Genomic DNA, 11,030 nt, shown 5'->3' with positions numbered 1-11,030 from the left:
TACCGGTGCTCGCAAACGGCGGTGAATGTCGCATTGAGGGACATAGAGTCCCTCAATGCGACATTCACGGCCTTTCCTTGACCGCTTGCGCGGCAGAGGAATCCTTAACTACCCGGCCTTGGGCGTTCGGTGCATCCAACGCACCCAACGCCACATTGGGGCGCAACCCCGGGCCCCGTCAACGAACCTTGGACGCGCGGCACTAGCCGGCCGGCGGGCGCAGCGCGTCCAGGAGCAGGTCCGCGTAGTGGTCGCCGATCTGGCGCGCCGTCAGCGAGCCGCCGCGGCGGTACCACGAACCGAGGTGGTGCACCGCGCCGAAGAAGAAGTCCACGACGACGTCCGCCGGCTTGTCCGTGCGGAACTCCCCCGACGCCTGGCCCTCTTCGACCAGGCCGCGGAAACGCTCGTGGTACTTGCGGCGCTCGGCGCGCACCGCCTTCTGCTTGTCCGGGGACAGCTGGTGCATCGACTGCAGGAAGATCGTGTTGTCGTCGAGGTTGTCGATGCTGGACACCACGACGTCGGACGCCGCGGCGGCGAGGCGCTCCCGCAGCGGAGCGTCCGAAGAGGCGACGCTTTCCAGCTGCCGGGTCTGCTCGCGCAGGACGCGGGCGTAGATCTCGTAGAGCAGGTCGTCCTTCGAACCGAAGTAGTGGTACATCGCGCCCTTGGTGACGCCCGCGGCCTCGACGATCTCCTGGACCGACGTGCGGTCGAAGCCCTTCTTCGCGAACAGCTTCGTGGCGTGCTCCAGCAGCCGCCGGGGCACGGCGGCCTGGTCGTCGCCGGTGACCTCGCCCGGCTTACGGGCGCTTGCTCGCGTCACGGCAAGACCCCCTCCTCAAGTCGAACGCACAGGATAACGGCTCACGGCCGCCAGGCCAGGAACCGCCGTGGGTTGTCGACGAGCATCGTCGTGATGTCCGTTTCGGACACCCCGCGCTCGCGCAGCGCGGGCAGCACGTCCCGGGTGATGTGCAGGTAGTGCCAGTTGGGCGCGATCGACGGCAGCTGCTCGGCGGGCAGCCAGTCGATGTAGCAGGAGGCGTCGTGCGAGAGCACCATGCTGCCCGCGTAGCCGCGTTCGCACAGCGCGGCGACGGTGGCGACCCGCTCCTCGAACGGCAGCAGCAGGTCGAGGCCGAACCGGTCCATGCCGAGGAGCGACCCGCGGTCGGCGAGCTCGGTCAGGTACCCGAGGTCCGTCGAGTCGCCCGAGTGCCCGATCAGCACCCGGCTCAGGTCGACGCCCTCGGCCTCGAAGATCGCCTGCTGCTCCAGCCCGCGCCGTGTGCCCGCGTGCGTGTGCGTCATGATCGGCGCGCCGGTTTCGACGTGCGCCTTGGCGACCGCGCGCAGCACGCGCTCGACGCCGGGCGTCACACCGGGTTCGTCCGTGGCGCACTTGAGCAGCCCGGCCTTGACGCCGGTGCCGGCGATGCCGTCGCGCAGGTCGCCGACGAACATCGCGACGAGCGGGTCCTCGCCCTGCAGCAGCGTGCCGGGCCCGCGGAAGTGCAGGTAGTGCGGGACGTCGTTGTAGGTGTAGAGCCCGGTCGCGACGACGATGTTGACCTCGACCTCGGCGGCGACCCGCTGCACGCGCGGGACGTAGCGGCCGAGCCCGATCACCGTCGGGTCGACGATCGTGTCGATCCCGGCGTCCTTCAGCTCCTTCAGGCGCCGGATCGCCTCGGGGACGTGCTCGTCCTCCCGGAACCCTTCGTGCTCGGGGTAGTTGGCGGCGAATTCGGGACTGAGCACGAAGAGGTGCTCGTGCATGAGCACCCGGCCCAGCGCTTCCGGCGCGATCGCGCCACGGACGGTCTCGACCATCAGCCCCTCGCTCGCAGTTCACGGCGCAGGATCTTGCCGCTCGTGGTCTTCGGCAGCTCGTCGAGCACTTCGATGGCGCGCGGGTACTTGTAGGCGGCGAGCCGTTCCTTGCACCAGGCCACCAGCTCCCCCGGGTCCGCGGTCGCGCCCGGCGCCGGGCTGACGTACGCCTTTACCGTCTCGCCGCGGTATTCGTCGGCGATCCCGACGACGGCGGCTTCGCGGACCGCCGGATGCGTGTAGAGGACGTCTTCGACCTCGCGCGGCCAGACCTTGAAGCCGGACGCGTTGATCATGTCCTTCTTGCGGTCGACGACGTAGACCCAGCCGCGTTCGTCCATGAACCCGATGTCGCCGGTGAGCAGCCGCCCGCCGGGCAGCGCCTCGGCTGTGGCGTCCGGGCGGTTCCAGTAGCCGGAGACGACCATCGGGCCTTCGACGGCGATCTCCCCTGCCTGCCCAGGCGGCAGCTCTTCGCCGTTCTCCCCGAGGATCCGGACGATCGTGTCCGGCACCGGCAGCCCGATCGAGATGGTGCCCGACGCCGGGTCGATCGGGGCTTCGAGGGTGCCCGGCACGACGACGCAGCCGGCCGTGGTCTCGGTCAGGCCGTAGCCGTTGTGGATGTAGTGCCCGGTCTTCGCGCGGAAGGCCTCGACGACGGCGGGGGGCAGCGCGGCGCCGCCGGAGTAGAGCCGGGCGAACGACGCGAAGTGTTCCCGGCTGAAGGACGGGTGGGCCATGAGCGCCATGTAGGCCGTGGACGGCCCGACCGTGTACGACGGCTTGTGTTCGAGGAAGGCGTCGAGCACGACGCCGGGTTCGAAGCGGTAGGCCAGGGCGAGCGTGCCCTCGATGTCGATCGCGGAGCCGATTTCGCAGACCATGCCGGTGATGTGGAACAGCGGCGCGAGCCCGAAGAGCGTCGAACCGGCGGGAAGGCCGCTGAAGGCAGCGAGGCCGGCGGCGTTGGTGCCGACGTTGCCGTGGGTGTTGGTGGCGCCCTTCGGCGTGCCGCTGGTACCGGAGGTGTAGCTGATCAGAGCGGTGTCGCCGAGGGCGAAGCCGGGTTCCGGGGGCTTCGGGCCCGGGGTGGCGGCGGCTTCGAGGAGTTCCACGGCGCCCGGGGTCTCCTCCCGGACGACCTTGCCGAGCACGCGTTCGTCGTCGCGCGTCTGGAACTCCAGCTCGCTGGTGGTGAGCTTGATGTCCACGCCGGCGGCCGTCTCGCCGATGTAGTCGTTCCAGCCCCGCTGCGAGCAGACGATCGCCTTGACGCCGGCGTCGGTGAGCACGTGGGTGAGCTCGCGGTCGCGGTACATCGGGTTGACCGGCACCACGATCCCGCCCGCCTTCCACGCGCCCAGCAGCGCCAGCACGAACTGCGGGATGTTCTGCAGCACCAGTGCGAGCCGGTCGCCGCGGGTGAAGCCGTGCGCGAGCAGGTACCGGGCGATGCCGTCGGAGAGCTCGTCGACCTCGCGGTAGCTCAGCCGCGCGTCGAAGTACGCGATCGCCGCCCGGTCGGGGACGTGGTCCGCGGCGCGGCGGAACGTCTCCGGCAGCGTCGTCGGCTTCGCCGGTCCCGCGGCCCGCGCCCGTTCGTCGTAGCTCGCGAGCCAGGGCTTCGCGTCGTACCAGCTCATCCAGCGGCCTCCTTGCACACCGACCAGTCGGTATGCCGACGCTAGGAGGCCACAGCTGCCGCGTCAAGTCCCACTACGTGGCAAGAATTGCCCACGACAATTCCGGCGCGCCCAAACAATGCAGTCAGACGACACCCTTCACCGCAGTACACGTACCCCGGTTCGAAATGGTTCAGATGTACTTTTCGGACCGGATAACACTGGACAAACCCCTGGCAGAGAGGTCACGATGACAGCGGCGACCCTCCTGGGGCCGCCCCATCCGGAAACTCCGCCGCATCCCCCGAACGCGGCGGAGTACCCATATGTTCACGCTAACTCATTCACGAAAACGGAGTCATTCATGCCTGCTACCGGTGGACGACACCGCCTATCCCGGCGGACGAAGATCGCGACGGCGGCGTTCGCCCTCGCGATCGCGGGCGGCGCACTGGTGATCGCCACGACCGTCGGCGACCCCGGCGCCGCCAACGCTGCTTCCGGCGGCCAAGCGGCGGCCGGACAGATCAGCTGCCCCGACGTGGCGAGCAAGCTCCCGGCGATCCCCGCCCAGGCCCAAGCCGAGGTGCAACGCAACCTCACCTTGCTGAACACCCAGATCAGCGAAGCCAACAACCGCCTCGCCACCAGCGTCGGGCAGGGCGGCCCCAACTTCGTGCAGAACGCCATCCTCGGCCCGCTCCAGGGCAAACGCGAATCCACCATCGACCGGATCGCGATCGCCATCGGCCGTCAGGGTGAGAAGCCCCAGGGCCTCGGCGGCCTGGCGGCGTGCTCCGTCGGCGGGCAGTCCGGCGCGGGTGCCGGCGCGCCGGCACCGGCTCAGAACCCGGCCCAGAGCAGCGGAAACACGGGCAACACCGGCAACGCGGGCCAGAACGGGAACGCGGGCAACGCCGGGCAGATCAGCTGCCCCGACGTGGAAAGCCAGCTCCCGGCCATTCCCGCCCAGGCCCAGGCGGAGGTCCAGCGCAACCTCGAACTGCTGGACACCCAGATCGCCGAGGCCAACAACCGGCTCGTTACCAGCGCCGGCCAGGGCGGCGCCAACTTCGTGCAGAACGCCATCCTCGGCCCGCTCGAGGACAAGCGCGTGGCGACGATCAACCGGATCGCGACCGCCATCGGCCGCAACGCCGCGAAGCCGCAGGGCCTCGACGCGCTCGCTCCCTGCTCCCGGTGACCTCCGGGGCCCGGCGAGGGGTGCGCCTCGCCGGGCCCGCGGGTCAGCCGGCCGAGAGGGCGCTGATCCGCAGGAATCCCTTCGCGGTCATCGTGACCCGCACCTCCGTGGTGGTGACCGGGTCGAACGAGAACGTCGTCGGGTCGTTCGACCCGGTCCCCCACGTGATCTTCAGGTTCCGCACCGGTTCGAAGCCCCGGGCGGTGCGGTGGGCGACTTCGACGGCGGCCGGGAGCACCAGCGTCTTGTCCACGACGAAGTTCGCTGTGACGGTGCCCAGCCGTCGCGACGTCGGCCAAGCGAGCGAGACCCAGTCCTGCGCGCGCGGCCGGCTCACCGCCTTCAGCGTCGCGGTCGCCTGCTTGACGTAGAAGTTCGACCAGCCGGTCGCCGGGTCGCCGTCCAGCATCGCCGACGGCAGCGTGTTCGGCGCCCCCGAGTAACTCGCGTCCACCGCGGTGAAGGCCTGGCTCGGGGTCACGTCGACAGCCCGCGCTCCCGGGCCGTGGCGCTGCCCGAGGTTCGTGCCCGGCACGGTGACCTTCCCCGGCGCCAGTCCCGGCGCGCTCGCCGTCACGGTGATCGGGCCCCGGCCGCCGGTCGCCGCGATCACGGCGACGGCCTGGCCGCGGAACGCCGGGATGGTCGGCTGCTGGTAGCTCTGGGCGAGTTCCTGCCGCCCGTTGTCCACGCCGGCGACCCGCCCCGGGCCGCGGACGGCGAACCGCAGCTCCGGCTCGGCGCCGGGCACGACGACGCCGCGGGCGTCCACGACGGAAGCGGTCACGAACGTCATCGCGCCGGCCACCACCGCGTCGCCGCGGGATTCCGTGGTGAGCTCGACCGCGCGCGGCGGCCCGGCCGTGACGAGCTGGTCGCGGGCCACCTCACGGCCGCCCGAGCGGGCGATCGCGGTCAGCGTGCCCGGCTCGAAGGGCACGCTCCAGGTCAGGTGCAGCTTGCCGGCACTGCCGTTCGGGCTGGTGTAACTGCCGGAGGGGTCGTTCTTGTCGTCCCCCGCCGGTTCGGTGGTCTCCAGGTACGGCCGTCCGTCCACTGTGGTCTTGTGGTCGAACTTCTTCACCCCCAGCGACTTCCCGTTGAGGACCAGCTCGACGGTGTCCACAGTGGAGTAGACCCAGACCGCGACGGGTTCGCCGGGCCGGTGGTTCGTCCAGTCCATCGGGGTCAGGTGCACCATCGGCGCGGTGGTCCACTGGCTGCGGAACAGGTGGAAGGCGTCCTTGGGCAGGCCGGCGCTGTCGACCGCGCCGAAGAAGGACGTCTTGACAGGGAAGACGTCGTACGGCGTCGGCTCGCCGATGTAGTCCTGGCCGGCCCACAGGAACTGGCCGAGGCAGAACTTCCGGTCGCGGTCCTTCTTCAGCGAGTACTCGCCGCTGAACGTCCACGAGGCCAGGTTGTTGTCGTAGGACGACGTCGCCCGCTTGCCCGGCGTGTGGTTCTCCCCCGTGTTGAGCAGGTCCGGGTCCTGGTACACCCCGCGCGTCGAGGTCTCCGACGACGACTCCGACTCGAAGAAGAACTTGTCCGGGTACTTCGCGTGCAGCCCGTCGATCGACTGGGCGGTGTTGTAGTTGACGCCGAGGCCGTCGAGCTGCCGGAGGATCAGGTCCTGGGGCGAGCCCGGCGAAGGCACGCTGCGGTAGCGGTCCGTGCCCATGATGACCGGCCGGGTCGGGTCGATCCCCCGGACCACGGCGATCAGTTTCGCCGCGATGGCCGGGCCGGCCGCCATCGACGCGTCCGGGACCTCGTTGCCGATCGACCAGAGCACGACCGACGGCGAGTTCTTGGCCGCGTGGACCATTTCGGCGATGTCGCGTTCGCCCCACGCGTCGAAGTCCCGGTGGTAGTCGTACTCGACCTTGCCGGTCCGCCAGCAGTCGAACGCCTCGACCATCATCAGGATCCCGAGCCGTTCGCAGACGGTCACCAGCTGCGGGTCGGGCGGGTTGTGCGCGGTCCGCAGCGCGTTGACGCCCATCGCGAGCATCAGCCGCATCTGGTGCTCCAGCGCGGCGGGGTCGATCACCGCGCCGAGCGCGCCCTGGCTCGAGTGCAGGTTGACCCCGCGCAGCTTCATCGGCTCGCCGTTGAGCGAGAACCCGTGGTCCGGGTGGAATTCGGTGTACCGGAAGCCGAAGTCCGTGGTGGTCGTGTCGAGCACGCGGCCGCCCACGACGACGTCCGTGCGCAGCCGGTACAGCCGGGGCGCGCCGACCGACCACAGCTGGGGGCGGCTGACGCTCTGGGTGGTGACCGCCGTGGCCGTCCGTCCGGCGGCCACGGTCACGGTCGTCGCGCTCTTCGCCGCCACGCGGCCCGCCGGGTCGGTGACCGTCGTGCGCACCTCGGCCGTCACCGGGGCGGCGGAGTCGTTCGCGACTTCGGTGGCCACCCGAGCGCTGCCGCCGCCCGTGGCGACGTCGGGGGTGGTGACGAAGGTGCCGTGCCGGGCGACGTGCACCGGCTCGGTGACGACCAGCCGGACGCGGCGGTAGATCCCGCTGCCGGAGTACCAGCGGCTGCTGGGCAGCGGGTTGACCGCCCGCACGGCGAGGACGTCCGGGGTCCGGCCGTCGGTGTGCAGCCGTCCGGTGAGGTCGAAGGCGAAACCGGTGTAGGCGTACGGGTGGTTGCCCAGCAGTTCGCCGTTCAGGTACACGTGCGCGTCCGAGTAGACGCCGTCGAACTCGATCGAGACGCGTTTGCCGGCGAGCGACGGCGGCAGGGTGAACGTCTTGCGGTACCAGCCGAGGCCGCCGCGGAAGAACCCGGACCCGCTGCCCGTGCTCCCCCGGTCGACCGGCGGGAGTTCGATGCTCCAGTCGTGCGGGAGGTCGACGACCTGCCACGCCGAGTCGTCGAAGGCGGGCTCGGGCGCGCGGTCGTAGCGGCCGCCCGGATCCGTGACGTCGTCGGCGTTCGCGAGGACGAACCGCCAGCCGGTGCCGAAGTCGGTGGTCCGGCCGCCGACCGCGACCTCCGGCCGGGTGAGCGTGCCGGCGGCCCTGGCGACCGGCGCGAACGCCGACGTGACCACGGCGGCGCCGACCCCGCCGAGTACCAGCCGTCTGCTGGGACCCCTCTGCTCCGGTTCGGACGTGGGAGAATTCGGCATCGGAAATATCCCTTCCGGCGGCGGAGCGGGGTGCTCGCGGGCGCGGAAAGCACTATTGCACAAGGGTTTCCGGTCGATCAAAGGCTTCGACATTTTCGAACCGGATCCGCTGCCGCGCGTAGCACCTGGCGGATCGCCAAGCGACCGCTTAGCATGACGACCGACCCCGAGGAGGCGGCCATGACGGAGTCCACTGTGGATGGTGTGCGGTACGCGGTGGACGGCGCGGTCGCCACCTGCACGTTCGACAAACCGGACCGCGCCAACGCGATGGACGTGCCGATGCAGGCCCGGTACGGGGCGCTGCTGCGGCGGGCCGACGCCGATCCGCGGGTCCGCGCGGTCGTCGTCACGGGCGCGGGCAAGGCCTTCTGCCCCGGCGCCGACCTGGGGTTGCTCGACTCCATCGCCGCGGCTCCGCCGGCCACGGGTGGCGGGCACGAGAACTTCCGCGACGTCCTGGCGGCGGTCTCGGTGGGCGTCCCCGTGGTCGCGGCGGTCAACGGCGGCTGCGCCGGGCTGGGGTTCGTCATCGCCTGCTCGGCGGACGTCCGCTTCGCCGCGGCGGGCGCCCGGTTCACCACGGCGTTCGCCCGTCGGGGCCTGATCGCCGAATACGGCGTCGCGAAGCTGCTGCCGGAGCTCGTCGGCCAGGGCCGGGCCCGCGACCTGCTGCTGTCCGGCCGGACGTTCACCGCGGAGCAGGCGCTGGACTACGGCCTGGTCCAGGAGGTGGTCCCGGCCGGAGAACTCCGGCTGCGCGCGCACGCCTACGCGACCGAGCTGGCGACCTACAGCGCGCCGCGCTCGATGGCGGTGATGAAGGAGCAGTTCACGCGCGAGACAGCGCTTTCCCTGGAAGACGCCGCGCGGGAGGCGACGGCGTTGATGCTGGCGTCGTTCGGCCGTCCGGAGCTGGCCGAGGGCCTGGCCAGCTGGAACGAACGCCGTCCGCCGCGCTTCCCGCCTCGTGAGTGAGAAACTGTGGTGACCCTGTTTCCCACTCACGACGGCCGCGGCAGGACCGATGAGTTTCGGCGGCCCAGGGAGTCGGTACGGATGTTCCCGGCACTCGACGGAAAGCAGGTCCGATGGCCAAGCTGCTCTACGCCTTCAGCGCCTCACTCGACGGGTTCGTCGCCGGGCCCGGCGGCGACATGTCCTGGCTGACCCCGTACCTCGGCCCCGATCCGGTGGTCGACGAGCTGATCCCGCGGATCGGCGCCCTGCTCGTCGGCCGCCGGACGTTCGGGGGCGACGACCCCCACCGCGGCACCGAAGCCGAGGGCAAGGCCTTCGGCGGCGGCTGGGAGGGCCCACAGTTCGTGCTCACCCACCACGCCCCGGCCCCGGTGCCGGGCGTCACCTTCGTCGGCGACCTGGCCGAGGCCGTCACGGGGGCGAAGGAAGCCGCGGGCGAAAAGTACGTCAACGTCCTCGGCGCCGACGTCGCCCGGCAGTGCCTCGAAGCCGGTCTCCTCGACGAGATCCTCGCGCTACCCGTCCCGGTGCTCCTCGGTGACGGGGTCCGGATGTTCGACCGCCCCGGCGGCACCGCGATCAGGCTCGAGCGCCTGCGCCCGCACTGGTACCGGGTGCTCCGGTAGGCGCCGCCGACGGCCGGCTCACTGCGGCCCGAGGGCCTCTTCGACCTTTCGCTGCAGCTTGTTCATCCCGCCGAGCCAGCGGTCGGGCTCGGCGGCCCGCGCCGCGTAGTAGCCCGCGACCTCGGGGTGCGGCAGCACCAGGAACCGCTTCTCCTCGATCGCCGTGAACAGCGCGTCGGCCACCTGCTCCGGCTCGATCGCCGACGCGCCCATCAGCAGCTCGCCCGCGGCGCCGGCGCTCTCCAGCATCGCGGTGCGCACGCCCTGCGGGCAGATCGCCTGCACGGTGAGGCCCCGGTGCCGGTAGGTCGCCGACAGCCACTCGGCGAACGCCAGCGCGCCGTGCTTGGTCACCGAGTACGGCGCGGACCCGAGGCTGGTCAGCAGCCCGGCCGCGGAGACCGTCGCGACGAAGTGCCCCTTGCCGCGCTCGAGCCACGCGGGCAGCAGCAGGTTCGCCGCGCGGACGTGCGCCATGACATTGACGTCCCAGGTGCGCGCCCAGACCTCCTCGGGGCTTTCCGCGCCGCCGAAGGGCGCGATTCCCGCGTTCGCGCAGAAGACGTCGATCTCGCCGAGCGTCCCCCGCGCGCTCTCGACCAGCTTCGCGACGCCTTCGGGGCTGGCGACGTCGCCCGTGAACGCCGTCCCGCCGACCTCGGCCGCCACCTCGGCGGCCTTGTCGCCGTCGAGGTCGGCCACGACGACCTGGGCACCGTCGGCGGCGAAGCGGCGGGCCAGCGCGGCCCCGATGCCGCCGCCGCCCCCGGTGACGACGACGCCGGTCACAGGCCACCCCCGAGGGTCACGCCGCCGTCGAGCACCACGGTCTGCCCGGTGATCCAGCCGGCGTCGTCGGACAGCAGGAACGCGACCGCCCCCGCGATGTCGGACGGCAGGCCGAGCCGCTTCATCGGGTACGCCGAGGCGACCTCCTCCTCGCGGCCCTCGTACAGCGCGGTCGCGAACTTCGTCTTGACCACGGCCGGGGCGACGGCGTTGACCCGGATCTTCGGCCCCAGCTCGGCGCCGAGCTCGACGGTCAGCCGGATCAGCGCGGCCTTGCTGACGCCGTACATCCCGATGCCGGGCGACGCGCCGAGGCCGGCGACGGAGGCGACGTTGACGACGGCGCCGCCGTGCTCGCCCATCCACGCGTCGCGGGCGCGCTTGGTCCAGGCCAGCGGCGCGAGCACGTTCACGGCGAGGATCTTGGCCGCGGCGGCCGGGTCGATGTCCAGCGCCGGGCCGTAGGCGGGGTTGATGCCGGTGTTGTTGACGAGGTAGTCGAGCCTGCCGAAGGTCTCGATCGTCTTGGCGACCGTCTCGTCCTGGTGGTCGGTGTCGTCGGCCTTGCCGGCCACGAACATGGCGACGTCGGGGCCGCCGAGCGAGTTGACGGCCTCCTCGAGGGCCTCGGGCTTGCGCGCGGTGAGGCACACCTTGGCGCCGCGCTCGACGAGCGTCTTCGCGATCCCGAGGCCGATGCCCCGGCTGGCCCCGGTGACGATCGCGACGCGATCCTTGAACGAGTTCACGGCAGTGTGTCTCCTTCGGGTGTGGTGCCCGGCACATACCAAGCAGTCGGTCAGTGGCCATTATGCGCGATC

The 11,030-nt window shown here is 71.3% G+C and carries 9 protein-coding genes; 3 read left to right on the top strand and 6 right to left on the bottom strand.

All coding sequences use genetic code 11. The features are described 5' to 3' along the window. Positions 1-202: 202 nt before the first annotated feature. Genes AB0M82_RS34235 through AB0M82_RS34225 form a run of 3 tightly spaced genes read right to left on the bottom strand, consistent with a single transcriptional unit; the run spans position 203 to position 3,485 of the window. Positions 203-829 carry a TetR/AcrR family transcriptional regulator gene (locus tag AB0M82_RS34235; protein WP_364730981.1) on the bottom strand — a complete coding sequence of 209 codons (627 nt, stop codon included), beginning with the start codon at positions 827-829 and terminating at the stop codon, positions 203-205. Between the two features lie 41 nt (positions 830-870). Continuing rightward, positions 871-1,839: a phosphotriesterase-related protein gene (locus AB0M82_RS34230; RefSeq protein ID WP_364730979.1), complete on the bottom strand. Its 969-nt coding sequence runs from the start codon at positions 1,837-1,839 to the stop codon at positions 871-873. Continuing rightward, positions 1,839-3,485 carry an AMP-binding protein gene (locus AB0M82_RS34225; protein ID WP_364730976.1) on the bottom strand — a complete coding sequence of 549 codons (1,647 nt, stop codon included), beginning with the start codon at positions 3,483-3,485 and terminating at the stop codon, positions 1,839-1,841. Before AB0M82_RS34225 ends, AB0M82_RS34230 begins: the two co-directional genes overlap by 1 nt. Before the next feature lie 343 nt (positions 3,486-3,828). Between AB0M82_RS34225 and AB0M82_RS34220 the strand changes: the two genes are divergently transcribed. Further along, positions 3,829-4,668, top strand: coding sequence for a hypothetical protein (locus AB0M82_RS34220; RefSeq protein WP_364730974.1), 840 nt, complete (start codon positions 3,829-3,831; stop codon positions 4,666-4,668). Between the two features lie 43 nt (positions 4,669-4,711). Here AB0M82_RS34220 and AB0M82_RS34215 read toward each other — a convergent pair whose 3' ends face one another. Beyond that, positions 4,712-7,813 (bottom strand): glycoside hydrolase family 2 TIM barrel-domain containing protein, encoded by a 3,102-nt coding sequence (locus AB0M82_RS34215; protein WP_364730971.1) that lies wholly within the window; start codon positions 7,811-7,813, stop codon positions 4,712-4,714. A gap of 153 nt (positions 7,814-7,966) precedes the next feature. Between AB0M82_RS34215 and AB0M82_RS34210 the strand changes: the two genes are divergently transcribed. Then, positions 7,967-8,791 (top strand): enoyl-CoA hydratase-related protein, encoded by an 825-nt coding sequence (locus tag AB0M82_RS34210; protein ID WP_364730969.1) that lies wholly within the window; start codon positions 7,967-7,969, stop codon positions 8,789-8,791. Positions 8,792-8,904: 113 nt separating this feature from the next. Continuing rightward, complete coding sequence (locus AB0M82_RS34205; RefSeq protein WP_364730966.1) at positions 8,905-9,420, top strand: dihydrofolate reductase family protein; 516 nt, start codon at positions 8,905-8,907, stop codon at positions 9,418-9,420. Positions 9,421-9,438: 18 nt separating this feature from the next. Here AB0M82_RS34205 and AB0M82_RS34200 read toward each other — a convergent pair whose 3' ends face one another. Continuing rightward, complete coding sequence (locus tag AB0M82_RS34200; protein ID WP_364730963.1) at positions 9,439-10,209, bottom strand: SDR family oxidoreductase; 771 nt, start codon at positions 10,207-10,209, stop codon at positions 9,439-9,441. Next, entirely contained in the window at positions 10,206-10,958 is a 753-nt protein-coding gene (locus AB0M82_RS34195; protein ID WP_364730960.1) for an SDR family oxidoreductase, read from the bottom strand. The genes AB0M82_RS34200 and AB0M82_RS34195 overlap by 4 nt, the downstream gene beginning before the upstream one ends. Positions 10,959-11,030: the final 72 nt, after the last annotated feature.

Source organism: Amycolatopsis sp. NPDC051128, from assembly GCF_040682715.1.
Taxonomy (GTDB): domain Bacteria; phylum Actinomycetota; class Actinomycetes; order Mycobacteriales; family Pseudonocardiaceae; genus Amycolatopsis.
Note: the sequence above shows the minus strand (reverse complement) of the source record. Positions and strands in the feature narration are given on the sequence as shown.

Bases quoted from the DNA above. Each gene is read 5' to 3' on its own strand.
- AB0M82_RS34230 (WP_364730979.1), bottom strand. From the start codon at position 1,839: ATGGTCGAGACCGTCCGTGGCGCGATCGCGCCGGAAGCGCTGGGCCGG.
- AB0M82_RS34225 (WP_364730976.1), bottom strand. From the start codon at position 3,485: ATGAGCTGGTACGACGCGAAGCCCTGGCTCGCGAGCTACGACGAACGG.
- AB0M82_RS34220 (WP_364730974.1), top strand. From the start codon at position 3,829: ATGCCTGCTACCGGTGGACGACACCGCCTATCCCGGCGGACGAAGATC.
- AB0M82_RS34215 (WP_364730971.1), bottom strand. From the start codon at position 7,813: ATGCCGAATTCTCCCACGTCCGAACCGGAGCAGAGGGGTCCCAGCAGA.
- AB0M82_RS34210 (WP_364730969.1), top strand. From the start codon at position 7,967: ATGACGACCGACCCCGAGGAGGCGGCCATGACGGAGTCCACTGTGGAT.
- AB0M82_RS34205 (WP_364730966.1), top strand. From the start codon at position 8,905: ATGGCCAAGCTGCTCTACGCCTTCAGCGCCTCACTCGACGGGTTCGTC.